This is a genomic window from Streptomyces sp. NPDC012474 (assembly GCF_042955185.1).
GTDB classification, from domain to species: domain Bacteria; phylum Actinomycetota; class Actinomycetes; order Streptomycetales; family Streptomycetaceae; genus Streptomyces; species Streptomyces cahuitamycinicus.
Genome location: NZ_JBIBEP010000005.1, coordinates 58,340 through 74,689, shown reverse-complemented (window position 1 = coordinate 74,689; position 16,350 = coordinate 58,340). Strand labels below are relative to the sequence as shown.

Here is a 16,350-nt window from a genome sequence, read left to right as displayed (position 1 = left end):
TGGATCCCCGGTCCCGCCAGGCCGCCTGCGCCAGGGGGGATTCGAATGTTCCCCGGTCCCGCCAGGGCTCAGCGCTGCAACGCCCGCTCCAGCGCCCGCAGGAAACCGTCGGTCGTGCCGCGGTCCCGCACCGCCAGCCGTAGCCACTCCTCGTCCAGACCGGGGAACGTGTCGCCGCGCCGCACGGCGTAGCCGAGGTCGCGCAGGAGCCGGCGGACCGCCGAGGCCCGCTCCATGCGGACCAGGACGAACGGGCCCCGCGCGGGCCCGGCCACCCGCAGCCCGGCCGGGGCGAAGCGGGCGAGGCCCGCCAGCAGGTGCGCGCGGTCCGCCGCGACGCGGTGCGCCGCGTGGGCCGCCTCCGCCAGCGCCCGCGGCCCCACGCACGCCTCGGCGGCGGCCAGCGCCGGGGTCGACACCGGCCACAGCGGCTGCGCCCGCTGAAGGTCCTCGACGGTCTCGGGCGCCGCCAGCACGTACCCGATCCGCAGCCCGGCCAGCCCCCACGTCTTGGTCAGACTGCGCAGCACCACCAGGCCGGGCACGTCGACGCGGCCGGCCAGGGCCTCGCACTCGCCCGGCACCGCGTCCATGAACGCCTCGTCCACCACCAGCACCCGCCCGGGCCGGGCGAGTCCGGCGATCGCGTCCGCCGGGTGCAGCACCGACGTCGGGTTCGTCGGGTTGCCGATCACCACCAGGTCCGCGTCCTCGGGGACGGCCGCCGGGTCCAGCCGGAAACCGTCCTCCTCCCGCAGCAGCACCCGGCCGACCGGGTGCCCGGCGTCCCGCAGCGCCGCCTCCGGCTCCGTGAACTGAGGGTGGACGACGACCGGCCGCCGCACCTTCAGCGCCCGCGCCAGCAGCACGAACGCCTCCGCCGCACCGGCCGTGAGCAGCACCCGCTCCACCGGCAGTGCGTGCCGAGCGGCCACCGCCGCCCGCGCGGCACGCCCGTCGGGGTAGGCCGCGAGCCCTCCGAGCGACGCGGCGATGTGCTCCCGCAGCCAGGCGGGCGGCGTGTCCGCGCGGACGTTCACGGCGAGGTCGACGAGCGAGCCGCCGTCGTCCCGCACTTCAGCGTCCCCGTGGTGGCGCAGATCGTGCCCGTGTTCAGTGCGCATGCGAGTGAGCGCCGTGGTGGTGCCCGTGACCGTGCCCGTGGTGGTGGTCGTCGTCGTCCGGGTGGAAGTGCGGCTGCTGCGGCATGCCCACCTTGTCCTCGAAACCGGGCAGCGCGATGCGGTACACGCACGAGTCGCAGTTCATCCGCAGATCACCCTTGACGGCCTCCTCGTACCGCTCCCACACCAGGTCGAGCAACTCCGGTTCCGGCCCGATGACATCGGCCGAGAGCACCTCGACCTCGGGGTGCGCCGCCGCCCAGCCCTCCGTCTGGTGCCGCACCCGGTCCGGCAGGATGCCCGTGAACAGGAAGTAGGGCAGGACCACGACCCGGCGGGCGCCCAGCCGCACGCAGCGGTCCAGCCCGCTCGGCACGTCCGGCGCCGCCAGCGACACGAACGCCGTCTCGACACCCGCGTACCCGCGCCCCTCCCACAGCAGCCGCGCCGCCTTGTGCACCTCGGCGTTGGCGTCCGGGTCCGTGGAGCCGCGCCCCACCAGCAGCACCGTCACGTCGGAACGGTCCCCGGGCGTACGGCCGCCCGTGGACCCCAGGGCCTCGTCCAGCCGCCGCTCCAGCACGTTCAGCAGCGCCGGATGCGGGCCGAGCGGACGCCCGTAGGTGTAGGAGATGCCCGGGTGCCGCTCCTTCTCGCGGGCCAGGGCCGCCGGGATGTCACCCTTGGCGTGCCCGGCGGACACCAGCATCAGCGGGACGGCGGCGAACCGCCGTACGCCCTGCTCCACCAGCTCGGTGACGGCCTCGCCCAGCGGCGGCGGGGACAGCTCGATGAAGCCGCCCGCGACGGGCAGTTCGGGGTGCCGGGACCCAAGCTGCCGTACGAAGTCGCGGAAGGCCTCGGCTCCGGCGTCGTCCCGGGTGCCGTGGCCGGCGATGAGCAGGGCGGGCGGGGTGGTCACAGTTTCTCCTCGGCGGAAGTGGGGTGATACAGCAGGGCGTTGAGCGCGGCGGCGGCGACCGCCGACCCGCCCTTCTCGGACACGTTGCTCACGGCGGGCAGTCCGCTCTCGCGCAGCGCGGCCTTCGATTCGACGGCTCCGACGAAACCGACGGGCAGTCCGATGACGAGCGCCGGGTCGGCGTCGAGGGTCAGCAGCTCCTCCAGCGCGGTCGGCGCGTTGCCGATCACCCACAGGGCACCCGGGCCGACCTGCTCGTGGGCGAGCCGGATCGCGTGCGCGGAGCGGGTCAGCCCCGGACCGGACTCGGCGTCCCCGAGGCGGCAGACGGTCTCACGCCGCGTGATGCCGGCGCCGACCATCGCCACGTCGACGACCACGGGCGCCCCGGCGTGCAGCGCCGCGTGCGCCTTCTCCAGGTCGGCCTCGGCCAGGACGAGGTCGGTGGCGTAGTCGAGGTCGGCGGCTGAGTGGATGACCCGCTCGACGACCGCCCGGGTCAGCGGCGGGAAGTGCGAGGTGTCCAGCCGGGCGCGCAGCCGCCGGTAGGACTCCTCCTCGATCGGATGAACGACACGGTTCACTCGGAGCCCTCCCGCGCCGACTGCCAGCGGTAGCCGCGCGGGGTCACCATGCGCCCCGCGATGTCCCGGGTCGCCGTGTTGCCCACGGTCACGACCGTCATCATGTCGACCGTCGCCGGGTCGAGCGCGCCCAGCGTCGTGAGCCGGCTGGACTCGTCCGGCCGCGAGGCGTTGCGTACGACACCGACCGGCGTGGCCGGTGTCCGGTGCTCGGCGAGGATGCCCAGCGCCTTGGGGAGCTGCCAGTCGCGGCCGCGCGAACGGGGGTTGTAGAAGGTGACCACGATGTCCGCCTCGGCCGCCGCCCGCACCCGCCGCTCGATGATCTCCCACGGCGTGTGCAGGTCGGACAGGCTGATCGACACGTGGTCGTGGCCCAGCGGTGCGCCCAGGATCGCGCCGGCCGCGAGCGCCGCCGTCACGCCGGGCACACCGACCACGTCGATGTCGTCGGAGGCCTCGGCCAGCGCCGGGGAGGCCATGGCGTAGACGCCCGCGTCCCCGCTGCCGATCAGTGCGACGGCCTGCCCCTTGCGGGCCTCCTCGACGGCCGTGCGCGCCCGCTCCTCCTCGGCCCCGAGCCCCGACTCCAGGATCCGGGTGCCGGGCCGCAGCAGATCGCGGATCTGGTCGACGTACTGGTCGAGCCCGACGAGCACGGAGGCCCGCCGCAGTTCGGCCTGCGCACGCGGCGTCAGCAGGTCCCGCGCGCCGGGTCCGAGCCCGACCACCGCGAGCCGCCCGCGCCCGGGCCGCCGTACGACGGCACAGGTCGCCATCGCCGGGCTCGCGGCCGACTTCCGCTTGGGGACGAGCAGTTCGCCGCCGCCGACGAGCGCGGCGGCCTCCGCCACGGACGGGGTCCCGACGGCCGCGAGCGGCGCGTCGGACGGATGGGGCACGTCGACCCCGGCCAGTTCCCCGGCGGAGTACGTCACCAGGGGCACCCCGAGCCGCTCCGCGGCCTCGACGATGCCGGGCTCCCCGGCCTTGGCGTCGACGGTGGCCAGTTCGGCGACGGACGCCGCGGACAGCCCGGCCTCCCGCAGGGCGTCCTCCACCAGCCCGAGAACCTCCTCGACCGGTGCGCCCTTCGACGCCCCGACCCCGACGACCAGCGTCGGCGGGCGCAGCACCACCTCGCGCCCGGCCGCCTCCACGAGCCGGTCGGTGACCCGGATCGTGTACGCCCCCTCGTCCGTCACCGGCAGCGGCGGCAGCGGCCAGGCGACCTCGGCCCGCAGCGCCACCGCCTCGCCGTCCAGCAGGGCCCGCGACACCCCGGCGACATCGCCCTGAACGGGCAGGCCGAGGGTGTCCAGGCCCGGCAGGTCCACGGCGTCCGTGGCCGTCGTCACGACCGGCTCGGCGCCCAGCAACCCGCCCACCTCGCGGGCCAGTTCATTGGCCCCGCCCGCGTGCCCGCCCAGCAGGGACACGGCGAACCGTCCGCCCTCGTCGACGCACACCACGCCCGGGTCCTCGGTTTTGCCCGAGAGCAGCGGCGCCACCAGCCGCACCACCGCCCCCGTCGCCAGGAAGCACACGAGCTGCTCGCACTGCGCGAACGCGGTCCGTACGGCGTCCCCGACGGGACCCTCGTACACCCGGGTGCGGTCCGGCCACGCGGCGGCCAGCCGGTCCCGGGCAGCCGCTCCCGCCGCGGTGGCGGAAATGAGGCCGATCACTGAGCGACTCCTTCTTCGACAGCTGCCGGGGGCCGGACGCCCCACAGCAGGAAAACGGGGTTGGTCGCCGCGAGCCGGGTCACGTCCCCGGGCAGCGGCGCGAGCCGCGACGATTGCAGGAGCACGCCGTCGCAGGTCAGACCGGCGCTCGTCAGGGCCTCGCGCGCGGCCGGCACCCGGTCCAGCGCCGCCATCGCGACGACCACCGAGCGCCGGGCACGTCGCGCGCACGCGGCGACGATCGCGGGCAGTTCGTGCCCGCCGCCCCCCACGAACACGGCGTCCGGGGTCTCGGCGAGCTCCGCCAGCGCCTCCGGTGCCGCGCCCCGCACCACCAGCACGTCCACACCGTGCGCGACGGCGTTGGCGCGGACCCGTTCGACCCCGTCCGCGGTCTTCTCCACGGCGGTCACCGCCGCACCGAGCCGCGCGCACTCCACGGCCACGGACCCCGAGCCCGCGCCCACGTCCCACACCAGGTCGCCCGGGCGCGGCCCCAGCCGCGCGAGGGCCAGCGCCCGCACCTCGAACTTGGTGATCATCGAGTCCCGGTGGGTGAACTCCGCCTCCTCCAGGGCCCAGCCGGCGGGCCGCTCACCCGGCCCCGCGACCGTCCGTACGGCGCCGAGCGCCCGCGCCTCGTCCAGGCACAGCACGACGTTCACCGCCGTACCCCAGTCGCGGGCGGCGGCCTCGGCGGGCGTCACCCGCTCCACGCGCTCCGCCCGCGAGCCGATCCCGGAGGCGACGACCAGCACCCGCGGCGCGTCCCGCAGCGCGGCGCCCAGCTCCGCCGGACCCGCGCCCGGCCCGGTCAGCACGGCCGTCTTCGCCTGCGCCCGGCACACGTTGACGGCCGTCCGCAGCTCCCGGCCATGGGCACTCACCACCACGGCGTCGTCCCACGGCAGCCCGACCCGCGCGAACGCGGCGGCGACGGACGACACCCCGGGCCGCACGTCCAGCCGCTGCGGCCCGAACCGCTCGGCCAGCGCCCGCACGATCCCGAAGAACCCGGGGTCGCCGGAGGCCAGCACCAGAACGGGGCGGTCCTTCGCGACGTACGCGCCGATGGTGTCCAGGGCCGGCGCGAGAGGCCCCAGCACGACCCGCTCCGCCGTCTCGGGCAGCCGTACGGCATCGAGATGCCGCCGCCCGCCGACCACCAGCCCGGCACCGGCGAGGAGGTCGTCGCAAGGCGCCGCCCCCGTCCCCGTGCCGACCACCGTGATCACGTACTCGCCCCCCGCTCGCGCAGGGCCCGCCGGGCCTTCGGGTCGGCCTTGCGGTAGCCGTGGAAGTGACCCGGGTGGTACAGGTGCGAGCGCGTGCCGTGCGCGTCGAGCGCCGGACCGACCAGGAACAGGGTGTGCTTCCAGAGCTTGTGTTCCTTGACCGTCTCCTCCAGCGTGCCGATCGTGCACTTCACGACCAGCTCCTCCGGCCAGGTCGCCTGGTACGCGACCACGACCGGGGTCGTCGTCGGGTAGCCGCCCTCCAGCAGCTCCCGCACGAGCTGCCCGCTGCGGGCGGCGGAGAGGAACACCGCCATGGTGGTCCCGTGCTTGGCGAACTCCCGGACCTCTTCCCCGGGCGGCATCGGCGTCTTGCCGCCCCCGAGCCGGGTCAGCACGACCGACTGCGCGACCTCCGGGATGGTCAACTCGCGCTGGGCGAGCGCCGCGACGGCCGAGAAGGAGGACACCCCGGGCACGATCTCGGTCGCGATGCCCACCTCGGCACACCGGTCGACCTGCTCCTGCGTGCCGCCCCACAGGGCCGGGTCACCGGAATGGATACGGGCGACCTTGAGCCCCTCGCCGTGGGCGCGCTCGTACACGGCGACGACGTCCTCCAGGGACATGGTCGCCGAGTCGAGGATCTCCGCGTCCTCACGGGCGTGCTCCAGGACCTCCTCCTGGACCAGGCTGGCCGCCCAGATCACGACATCGGCCTCGGCGATGGCGCGTGCGGCGCGGAACGTCAGCAGGTCGGCGGCGCCGGGACCGGCGCCGACGAAGGTCACTTTGCCGGCGGGGGCGTCGGCCATGGGATGGGTCCTCTCGTACAGGGGGTGGGACGGGGGAGGGGTGCGGAGCGGGCGCGTCAGAGCTTTCCGCCCCGACCGCCCTCGCGCCGGGCGGGTGCGATGAGCGTGGACAGGTAGGGCAGGGGCGTGTCGTCGAGCTCGGCGGCCGGACGTACGGACTCCTCCGGCAGTCCCAGCGCCGACCCCCACACGGCGTCGGCGAGCCGCCCGGTCTCCCGCAGCGCCTCGGCGACCTCGTGCGCCTGCCGCCCGAACTTGTAGGCGACCACGGTCCCGGGCCCGGCCAGGGCGTCCTTCAGCACGGCCGCCCCGGCGGTGACGGGGACGAGCGTGAGCGGCTCGGTGCCCTCGGTCAGCACGGCCCCCGACCGGGCGGCGAGGTCCTGCATGGCGGTGATCCCGGGCACGGTCTCGACGACGGTCCCCGGCACCAGCTCGGCGATGGTCTGCGCGAGGTACGTGAACGTCGAGTACACGTTGGGATCCCCGATGGTGGCGAAGGCCACGGCGGCATGACGGCCCAGCAGCTCGGCGACCCGGCCCCCGGCCGCGTCCCAGGCGGCCTCGCGCCGCTCCCGGTCGCTGCGCTCGTTCAGCGCGAACACGACCCGGACGACCTTCTCCCCGGGCACGTAGTGCAACACGGTCGCCTCGGCCCGGCCGCGTTCCCCGCTGTCCATCACGGGGACCACCACGACATCGGCCTCCCGCAGGGCGTTGACACCCTTGACGGTCACCAGCTCCGGATCCCCGGGCCCCACCCCGACTCCGACCAGCCTGCTGCTCATGACGTCCGGCACCTCTCGACGAACCGACGGGCGACACCGGGCTCGGACGCCCAGTGCGTGTGCAGATAGCTCGCGTGCACACCGCGCTGTACGAAACCTTCGACCCGCGGCCGGGGGCCGCGGACCCCCCAGGCGGGCTCCGCTCCCGAGCCGGGCTCCACGGCCGTCCGGTGGAACTCGTGCCCCCGCATCCGGGTCCCGGCCGCCGCGAGCACACTGTCGCCCACGGCCACGGCGTCCCGGTAGCCCAGAGTGAGCCGCTCGGTCATCCGCGCCCCGGCGTCCAGCACCCCGCACATCGGCAGCCCGTCCAGCTCCCGGGACAGATACAGCAGCCCGGCACACTCGGCGGCCACGGGAGCGCCGCTGTCCGCCAGGGCGGCGACGGCCTTGCGCAGGGGTTCGTTGGCGGACAGCTCGGCGGCGTACACCTCGGGGAACCCGCCCCCGATGACCAACCCCCGCGTCCCTTCGGGCAGTTCCTCGTCCCGCAGGGGGTCGAAGGTGACGACCTCGGCCCCGGCGGCGGCGAGCAGCTCGCCGTGCTCGGCGTAGGAAAAGGTGAACGCGGACCCACCAGCGACGGCTACGACGGGTGTGCGCTGCTCGTCCGCCCGCGTGGGCCTCTCGTCCGACCGTGTCGGGTGGTGGGCGGGGGAGGCGGGGGTCCAGGGGGCGGAGCCCCCTGGTACGGCACCGGCAGTACGTGCCAGTGCCTCCAGCGCCTCCAGGTCACACCCGTCGGCCACCTGCGCGGCCATCGCCGTGACAGCCTCGACCGCCGCACCCTGCCGTTCGGCAACAGGAACCAGCCCGAGATGCCGTGACGGCGTGGAAACCTGCGCGGCCCGCCGCAACACCCCCAGCACCGGCACCCCCGCCTGCTCCAGCGCCTCCCGCAACAGCTCCTCGTGCCGGTCCGACGCGACCTTGTTGAGGATCACGCCCCCGACCCGCACCTCCGGGTCCCACGACGCAAACCCGTGCACCAGCGCCGCCACCGACCGCGACTGCGACGAGGCGTCCACGACCAGCACGACCGGCGCCCGGAGCAGCTTCGCGACATGAGCCGTCGACGCCAGCTCACCCTCGCCCGCGGCCCCGTCGTACAGCCCCATCACGCCCTCGACGACGGCGATGTCGCACCCCTGTGCCCCGTGCAGGAACAGCGGCCCGACCAGCTCGGCCCCGCACAGGTACGCGTCGAGGTTCCGCCCCACCCGCCCGGTCGCGAGCGCGTGGTACCCGGGGTCGATGTAGTCCGGCCCGACCTTGTGCGGGGACACGGCGAGCCCCCGCGCGGCGAACGCGGCCATCAGCCCCGTGGCGACGGTGGTCTTGCCGCTGCCCGAGGAGGGCGCGGCGATGACCAGCCGAGGGACGGAAGCACTCACCACTCGATGCCCCTCTGGCCCTTCTGGCCCACGTCCATGGGGTGCTTGACCTTGGACATGTCGGTCACGAGGTCGGCGAAGTCCACGAGACTGTCCGGCGCGTTCCGCCCGGTGATGACGACGTGCTGCGTCCCGGGCCGCTCCCGCAGCACGGAGATCACCTCGTCCGTGTCCACCCACCCCCAGTGCATCGGGTAGGCGAACTCGTCCAGCACGTACAGCTTGTACGTCTCGGCCGCCAGGTCCCGCTTGACCTGCTCCCAGCCCTCGCGGGCCTTCTCCTCGTTGTCCATCTGCTGATCACGCTGCACCCAGGACCAGCCCTCGCCCATCTTGTGCCAGTCGACGGATCCGCCCTCCCCGGACGCCCCCAGCACCCGCAGCGCGTTCTCCTCGCCGACCTTCCACTTCGCCGACTTGACGAACTGGAACACCCCGATCGGCCACCCCTGGTTCCAGGCGCGCAGCGCGAGCCCGAAGGCGGCGGTGGACTTGCCCTTGCCGACGCCCGTGTGCACGACGACCAGCGGCCGGTTCCGGCGCTGCCGGGTGGTCAGCCCGTCGTCCGGCACCACACTCGGCTGTCCCTGCGGCATTACGCGGCCCTCCTCTGCACGTCCTTCACGAGCCCGGCGATGCTGTCCGCGCGCAGCTCGTCCAATGTCACGGCCGTGCCGCCCAGTTCACCGGCGAGCTGCCCGGCGAGCCCGAGCCGTACCGGCCCCGACTCGCAGTCCACGACGACCGAGGCGACACCGTCGGCGGCGAACAGCCGGGCCGCGCGCCCGGCCAGGGCGACCGGCTCGGGGCCGCCGGTGGCCCGCCCGTCCGTCACCAGCACGACCAGCGGCCGCCGCGCCGGGTCGCGCAGCCGCTCCACGCGCAGCACGTCGTGCGCCCGCAGCAGCCCCGCGGCGAGGGGTGTCCGCCCGCCGGTCGGCAGCGTCTCCAGCCGGGCCGCCGCCGCGTCCACCGACGAGGTCGGCGGCAGTGCGACATCCGCGTCCGTGCCGCGGAACGTCACCAGGCCCACCTTGTCGCGCCGCTGGTAGGCGTCCAGCAGCAGCGACAGCACGGCGCCCTTCACGGCGCTCATCCGCTGCCGTGCCGCCATCGACCCGGAGGCGTCCACGACGAACAGCACGAGATTGCCCTCGCGCCCCTCGCGGGTGGCCTGCCGCAGATCGTCCCGGCGTACGACCAGACCCGGCCCGGACCGCCCACGCGCCCGCTGGTGGGGTGCCGCGGCCTGCACGGTCGCCGCCAGGTGCAGTTTCGTGAGCGCGCCCCGGGGCCGCCGGGCCCCGGTCGTGCGCCCGTGCTCGGTCCTGGCCCGCGAACGCCGCCCGGCGGCACCCTCGCCGATCCCGGGCACGCTCAGCACCTTCGTCCGGAACGGCTCGGAGGCGCGTGCGGCGGACTGCTCGCCGGCCCCCGAGGGCTGCGGCTGCCCGCCCTCCCCGGCCTCGGGCCGGGCCGCGGCGTCGCCGTCGCCCTGCGGCGCGTCGTCGGGTTCCGGCTGTCCGCCGCCCCCGCCGGGTCCGTCCGGGCCGGGATCCGGGTCGGAATCCGGGTCGGGATCCTGATCGGGATCTTCGTCGTCCGAGCCGCCGAACTCCTCCAGCGTCTCGTCGAGCTTGTCCTCGTCGAGCCCCGGCGCGTCGAAGGGGTTGCGCCGCCGCCGGTGCGGCAGCGCGAGCAGCGCCGCCTGCCGGACGTCCTCCGCGAGCACGTCCGTACGCCCGGCCCAGGCGGCCAGCGCGGTGGCGGTCCGCGCCATCACGATGTCGGCGCGCATCCCGTCGACCTCGAAGGCCGCACAGGTCGCCGCGATCTGCCGCAGCGCCCCGTCGCCCAGCCGCACGGACGGCAGCAGCTCCCGCGCGGCCACGATCCGCGCCCGTACGGCGGCCTCCTCCTCGGCCCAGCGCGCGGCGAAGGCGGCCGGGTCGTCGTCGTAGGCCAGCCGCCGCCGCACGACCTCCACCCGCTGGTCCGGCTCCCGGGAGGCCGCGACCTCCACGGTCAGCCCGAACCGGTCGAGCAACTGCGGCCGCAGCTCGCCCTCCTCGGGGTTCATGGTGCCGACGAGCAGGAACCGCGCGGCGTGCCGCACGGAGACGCCCTCGCGCTCCACGTACGAGGCGCCCATCGCGGCGGCGTCCAGCAGCAGGTCGACCAGGTGGTCGTGGAGGAGGTTGACCTCGTCGACGTAGAGGATCCCGCGGTGCGCGTCGGCGAGCAGGCCCGGCTCGAACGCCTTGACGCCCTCCGAGAGGGCCCGCTCGATGTCCAGCGCGCCCACGAGACGGTCCTCGGAGGCGCCGACGGGCAGTTCGACCATGCGCGCGGCCCGGGTCTCGAACACCCCCGGCTCGTGCGGCCCGTCCGGGCAGCCGGGGTCGGGGGAGCCGGGGTCGCAGGAGAAGCGGCAGCCGGAGACGACGTCCAGCGTGGGCATGAGCGCCGAAAGCGCCCGCACCGCCGTCGACTTGGCGGTGCCCTTCTCGCCGCGCACCAGCACACCGCCGACCGCCGGTGACACCGCGTTCAGCAGCAGCGCGAGCCGCAGGTCGTCCTGGCCCACGACGGCCGTGAACGGAAAGGGGGTGGTCACTTCTCGTCGCCCTCCAAGTCGCCTTCGAGTTCCAGATAGGTGGCGCGCAGCCGCTCCAGCGTCTGAGCGTCGGGCTCGGCCCACAGTCCGCGCTCTGCGGCCTCCAGCAGCCGCTCGGTGATACCGCGCAGCGCCCAGGGATTGGACTTCTTCATGAAGTCCCGGTTCTCCGGGTCGAAGACGTACTCGGCGCTGAGCTTCTCGTACATCCAGTCGTCCACGACTCCGGCCGTGGCGTCGTACCCGAACAGGTAGTCCACCGTCGCCGCCATCTCGAAGGCGCCCTTGTAGCCGTGCCGCCGCATGGCGGCCATCCAGCGCGGGTTGACCACCCGGGCGCGGAAGACACGGTGCGTCTCCTCGCCGAGCGTGCGGGTCTTCACCTGGTCCGGGGTGGCCGAGTCACCGACGTACGCCTCGGGGCTCGTGCCCGTCAGGTGGCGCACCATGGCGACCATGCCGCCGTGGTACTGGAAGTAGTCGTCGGCGTCGACGAGGTCGTGCTCGCGGGTGTCGACGTTCTTCGCGGCGACGGCGATCCGCTTGAACGCCGTCTCCATGTCGCCGCGCGCGGCCCGCCCGTCGAGGCCGCGGCCGTAGGCGTAACCGCCCCACACCGCGTACACCTCGGCGAGGTCCGCGTCGGAGCGCCAGTTGCGGGCGTCGATCAGCGGCAGCAGACCGGCCCCGTACGCCCCCGGCTTGGAGCCGAAGATGCGGGCCGTGGCCCGGCGGCGGTCCCCGTGCTCGGCGGTGTCCTGGTCGGCATGGGCCCGGACGTAGTTGGACTCCGGCGGCTCGTCCAGCTCGGCGACCGTGCGGACGGCGTCGTCGATCAGACCCACCACGTGCGGGAACGCGTCCCGGAAGAAGCCCGAGATGCGGACCGTCACGTCGATGCGCGGCCGGCCGAGCTCCGCCAGGGGCACCACCTCGAACCCGGTCACCCGGCGCGAGGCGTCGTCCCACACCGGCCGGCAGCCCAGCAGCGCCAGGATCTCGGCGATGTCGTCGCCCTGGGTGCGCATGGCCGAGGTGCCCCACACCGTCAGTCCGACGGACGTGGGGTACGCGCCGGTGTCCTGCAGATACCGCTGCACCAGCGAGTCCGCGAGCGACTGCCCGACCTCCCAGCTCAGCCGGGACGGAATGGCCTTGGGGTCGACGGAGTAGAAGTTCCGGCCCGTCGGCAGGACGTTGACGAGCCCGCGGGTCGGCGAACCGGACGGTCCGGCCGGGACGTAGCCGCCGTTCAGCGCCCGCAGGATGTGCCCGATCTCGTCGGTGGTCCTCTCCAGCCGGGGCACGACCTCGGTGCAGGCGAACTCCACCACCGCGACCGCCTCGGGCAGGTCGGTGCCGAGAACCTCCCGGACCAGCGGCGCGCTCTCGGTGACCGCCCAGCCGCGTTCCTCCATGCCCTCCGCGATCCGCCGGCACAGCTGCTCCAGCAGGTCGATCACGTCGGCGGCGCTGCGGGCCGGGCCGTCCACCAGGTCCGTCAGCTCCACGGGCGCCTTCACCGGGGCGCCCGGCTCGGCCAGCAGCTCCTTCTCCGCCAGCCCGAAGTGCCGCGCCAGCGACGCCCTCAGTCCAGGCAGCGCGTTGGCCTGCCCGCCCCACACCTGCGAGGCGCGCAGCACGGCCAGCACGAGGTTGACGCGGGGTTCGCCGACCGGCCCGCCGCCCAGGATGTGCAGTCCGTCGCGGATCTGCACGTCCTTGATCTCGCACAGATAGCCGTCGATGTGCATGACGAACTCGTCGAACGCCTCGTCGTCCGGCTGGTCGTCGACGTGCAGGTCGTGATGGAGCTCGGCCGCCTTGACCAGCGTCCAGATCTGGGCGCGCACGGTCGGGGCCTTCGCCGGGTCCAGGTCGGAGACGAGCGCGTACTCGTCGAGGAGCTGCTCCAGCTTGGCCAGGTCGCCGTAGGTGTCGGCGCGGGCCATCGGCGGTACGAGGTGGTCGACGACCGTGGCGTGCCCGCGGCGCTTGGCCTGGGTGCCCTCGCCGGGGTCGTTGACGATGAAGGGGTAGACCAGCGGCAGGTCACCGAGGACGGCGTCCGGGGCGCAGCCCCCGCTGAGCCCGAGCCCCTTGCCGGGCAGCCACTCCATGGTGCCGTGCTTGCCCATGTGCACGATGGCGTCGGCGCCGAAACTGTTCTCCAGCCAGCGGTAGGCCGCCATGTAGTGGTGGGACGGCGGCATGTCCGGGTCGTGGTAGATCGCGATCGGGTTCTCGCCGAAGCCGCGCGGCGGCTGGATCATCACGACGACGTTCCCGAACTGGAGCGACGCCAGCACGATGTCGTCGCCGTCGACGTAGAGGCTGCCCGGCGGCTCGCCCCACGCCTCGGTCATGGCGTCCTTCAGCTCCGGGTCGAGCGTCTCGAACCACGCCCGGTAGTCCGCCAGCGGCACCCGCGCGGGCGCGGCGGCCAGCTGCTCCTCCGTCAGCCACTCCACGTCGTGCCCGCCGGCGTTGATGAGCCGGTGGATCAGCTCGTCACCCTCCGCCGGGTGCCCCTCGACGACGTACCCGGCGTCCCGCAGCGCGTCCAGCACCCGCACCGCCGAGGCCGGGGTGTCGAGCCCGACCGCGTTGCCGACGCGGGAGTGCTTGGTCGGGTACGCGGTGAAGACCAGCGCCAGCTTCTTCCCGGCGTTCTCCTTGTGCTTCAGCCGCGCGTGCCGTACGGCGATTCCGGCGACGCGCGCGGCCCGCTCCGGGTCGGCGACGTACACGGGCACGTCGTCCGGGCCCTGCTCCTTGAAGGAGAACGGAACGGTGATCAGCCGCCCGTCGAACTCCGGGATCGCCACCTGCATCGCGGCGTCCATGGGGGACAGGGCGGCGTCCGAGTCCGCCCAGGCCTGCCGGGACGACGTCAGGCACAGGCCCTGCAGCACGGGAATGTCCAGCTCGGCGAGGGCGCCGATGTCCCAGGCCTCCTCGTCACCGCCCGCCGAGGCCTGCGAGGCATGAGTGCCGCCGGCGGCGAGGACGGTGGCGACCAGGGCGTCCGCCCGGCCCAGGATCTCGTACAGCCCCTCGTCGGCCCCGCGCAGCGAACCGCAGTACACGGGCAGGGCGTTGGCGCCGTGTGCCTCGATCGCGTCGCACAGGGTGTCCACGAAGCCGCTGTTGCCGCTCAGTTCGTGGGCCCGGTAGAAGAGCACACCGACGGTCGGACGGCCCTCCACCCGGGCGCGCTCGCCGTGGACGCCGTACTCCGGCATCTTCCGCGGCTCGACGAACCCCTCGCCCGTCAGCAGCACGGTGTCGGACAGGAACCGGGCGAGTTCGGTGAGGTTCTCCGGCCCGCCCTCCACGAGGTACTTCAACGCCTCGGCCACGACACCGGCCGGGACGGACGACTCGGCCATCAGCTCCGCGTCCGGCACGGCCTCGCCGCCGAGCAGCACGGTGGGGACGCCGGAGGCCTTCAGGGCGGCGAGCCCGTCCTCCCAGGCCCGCTTGCCGCCGAGCAGCCGGACCACGGCGACGGACGCCCCGTCCAGCAGGGCGGGCAGCTCCTCTTGGACGTCCACGCGGGTCGGGTTGCCGATCCGGTAGTCCGCACCCGAGGCGGCCCGGGCCGCCAGCAGGTCCGTGTCGGCGGTCGACAACAACAACACAGTGCTCATGCGGGCGCTCCCGGTGGAATGAAGGGCAGTCCTTGCGGCGCGCCGGACTCGATGAGCCGCCACAGCGCGTCGGTGTCCGCGTGCTGTTCGATCAGGTCGCCGAGCCGGTCGAGCTGCTCCTCGCGCAGCGCGGCGAACGAGGTGTCCGGCGCGGGCACGAAGCGGCGGCCCGCGGCGGCCGCCACCTCGCGCAGAAAGGCCCGCCGGAAGCCGTCCGACTCCAGTGAGCCGTGCCAGTGCGTGCCCCAGGTCTGGCCGACCCGGCAGCCGTCCAGGCTGTGTCCCTTGTCATCAGAGATGAACGCGTCCCCTCCGGTGACGTCGGCGACCCCGTGGTGGATCTCGTAGCCCTCGACGCGTTCCCCGAGGGCCTCGCCCCGCGGCCGCGTGAGGGTCTTCTCGCGGGCGAACCGCACCCGCACGGGCAGGATCCCCAGCCCGTCGACGTGCCCCCGGCGGCTCTCGACGTCGTCCTCGATGTGCTCGCCGAGGATCTGGAAGCCGCCGCAGACGCCGAGGACGGGCCGCCGCTCGGCGGCCCTGCGGACCAGTGCCTCGGCGAGGCCCCGCTCCCGCAGCCACTCCAGCGCGCGGACCGTCCCACGGGTGCCGGGCACGATGACGAGGTCGGCGTCGGACAGTTCCTCCGGCCGGTCCACGAACCGCACCACGACACCCGGTTCGGCGGCCAGGGCGTCCACGTCGGTGAAGTTGGACATGAGGGGGACCGCGCACACGGCGACGCGCAGCACGTCCTCACCGACGGGCGGGGCGACCACGGACTCCCGTACGGCTCCCCGCAGGGACACCCGCAGTCCGTCCTCCTCGTCGATCCCGAGCCCGTGCCGGAACGGCAGCACACCGTACGTGTGCCGCCCGGTGAGCCCGTGCAGCATGTCGAGCCCCGGCTCCAGCAGGGAGACGTCCCCGCGGAACTTGTTGACGAGGAACCCGGCCACACACGCCTGGTCCTCGGGGGACAGCAGCGCCACCGTCCCGAAGAACGAGGCGAACACACCGCCCCGGTCGATGTCGCCGACCACGAGCACGGGCAGCCCGGCGTTCCGGGCGATCCCCATGTTCACGATGTCCGTCCGCCGCAGATTGATCTCGGCGGGAGAACCGGCCCCCTCACAGATCACCGCGTCATACGTGCCCCGCAACTGCTCCAGGCAGTCCAGCACCGTCCCGAGCAACTGCTGCTGCCGGCCGCCGTGGTAGCCGCGCGCGCTCAGCTCCCCGACCGGCTTGCCCAGCAGCACGACCTGGCTGCTCTGCTCGCCACCGGGCTTGAGCAGCACCGGATTCATCAGCGCGGTCGGCTCGACGCGGCAGGCCTGCGCCTGCATGGCCTGCGCCCGCCCGATCTCGGCACCCTCCGCCGTCACGAAGGAGTTCAGGGACATGTTCTGCGCTTTGAAGGGTGCGACCTTCACGCCCTGGCGCACCAGCCACCGGCAGATCCCGGCGGTCACGACGCTCTTACCGGCGTCGGAGGTCGTACCGGCGACAAGAAGCCCACCGCTCATG

12 protein-coding genes are annotated in these 16,350 nt (G+C 74.2%); all 12 read right to left on the bottom strand.

What is annotated here, in order from left to right:
- Nucleotides 1-68 precede the first annotated feature (68 nt).
- The 12 genes from cobC to ACFY9S_RS13205 are packed head-to-tail and all read right to left on the bottom strand — an operon-like array spanning nucleotide 69 to nucleotide 16,349.
- The gene (gene cobC, locus ACFY9S_RS13260) at nucleotides 69-1,124 is read right to left on the bottom strand and encodes an Rv2231c family pyridoxal phosphate-dependent protein CobC (protein WP_391126815.1); all 1,056 of its coding nucleotides are present in this window, start codon (nucleotides 1,122-1,124) and stop codon (nucleotides 69-71) included.
- Nucleotides 1,114-2,046, bottom strand: coding sequence for a CbiX/SirB N-terminal domain-containing protein (locus tag ACFY9S_RS13255; RefSeq protein ID WP_391126812.1), 933 nt, complete (start codon nucleotides 2,044-2,046; stop codon nucleotides 1,114-1,116). The genes cobC and ACFY9S_RS13255 overlap by 11 nt, the downstream gene beginning before the upstream one ends.
- Nucleotides 2,043-2,630 (bottom strand): precorrin-8X methylmutase, encoded by a 588-nt coding sequence (locus ACFY9S_RS13250; RefSeq protein ID WP_391126809.1) that lies wholly within the window; start codon nucleotides 2,628-2,630, stop codon nucleotides 2,043-2,045. Before ACFY9S_RS13250 ends, ACFY9S_RS13255 begins: the two co-directional genes overlap by 4 nt.
- Nucleotides 2,627-4,318, bottom strand: a complete 1,692-nt coding sequence (gene cobJ / locus ACFY9S_RS13245) for a precorrin-3B C(17)-methyltransferase (protein ID WP_391126806.1) — start codon at nucleotides 4,316-4,318, stop codon at nucleotides 2,627-2,629. Before cobJ ends, ACFY9S_RS13250 begins: the two co-directional genes overlap by 4 nt.
- On the bottom strand, nucleotides 4,315-5,553 hold the full coding sequence (cbiE, locus tag ACFY9S_RS13240) for a precorrin-6y C5,15-methyltransferase (decarboxylating) subunit CbiE (protein ID WP_391126803.1): 1,239 nt from the start codon (nucleotides 5,551-5,553) through the stop codon (nucleotides 4,315-4,317). Before cbiE ends, cobJ begins: the two co-directional genes overlap by 4 nt.
- Complete coding sequence (gene cobM / locus ACFY9S_RS13235) at nucleotides 5,550-6,368, bottom strand: precorrin-4 C(11)-methyltransferase (RefSeq protein WP_391126800.1); 819 nt, start codon at nucleotides 6,366-6,368, stop codon at nucleotides 5,550-5,552. The genes cbiE and cobM overlap by 4 nt, the downstream gene beginning before the upstream one ends.
- Nucleotides 6,369-6,424: 56 nt before the next feature.
- Nucleotides 6,425-7,156, bottom strand: a complete 732-nt coding sequence (cobI, locus tag ACFY9S_RS13230; RefSeq protein WP_391126797.1) for a precorrin-2 C(20)-methyltransferase — start codon at nucleotides 7,154-7,156, stop codon at nucleotides 6,425-6,427.
- A complete protein-coding gene (locus tag ACFY9S_RS13225) occupies nucleotides 7,153-8,550 on the bottom strand; it encodes a cobyrinate a,c-diamide synthase (protein WP_391126794.1) in 1,398 nt (465 codons plus the stop codon). Before ACFY9S_RS13225 ends, cobI begins: the two co-directional genes overlap by 4 nt.
- The gene (gene cobO, locus ACFY9S_RS13220) at nucleotides 8,547-9,146 is read right to left on the bottom strand and encodes a cob(I)yrinic acid a,c-diamide adenosyltransferase (protein ID WP_391126791.1); all 600 of its coding nucleotides are present in this window, start codon (nucleotides 9,144-9,146) and stop codon (nucleotides 8,547-8,549) included. The genes ACFY9S_RS13225 and cobO overlap by 4 nt, the downstream gene beginning before the upstream one ends.
- A complete protein-coding gene (locus ACFY9S_RS13215) occupies nucleotides 9,146-11,167 on the bottom strand; it encodes a putative cobaltochelatase (protein ID WP_391126788.1) in 2,022 nt (673 codons plus the stop codon). The genes cobO and ACFY9S_RS13215 overlap by 1 nt, the downstream gene beginning before the upstream one ends.
- Complete coding sequence (gene cobN, locus ACFY9S_RS13210; RefSeq protein WP_391126785.1) at nucleotides 11,164-14,820, bottom strand: cobaltochelatase subunit CobN; 3,657 nt, start codon at nucleotides 14,818-14,820, stop codon at nucleotides 11,164-11,166. Before cobN ends, ACFY9S_RS13215 begins: the two co-directional genes overlap by 4 nt.
- A complete protein-coding gene (locus tag ACFY9S_RS13205; protein WP_391126782.1) occupies nucleotides 14,817-16,349 on the bottom strand; it encodes a cobyric acid synthase in 1,533 nt (510 codons plus the stop codon). Before ACFY9S_RS13205 ends, cobN begins: the two co-directional genes overlap by 4 nt.
- Nucleotide 16,350: the final 1 nt, after the last annotated feature.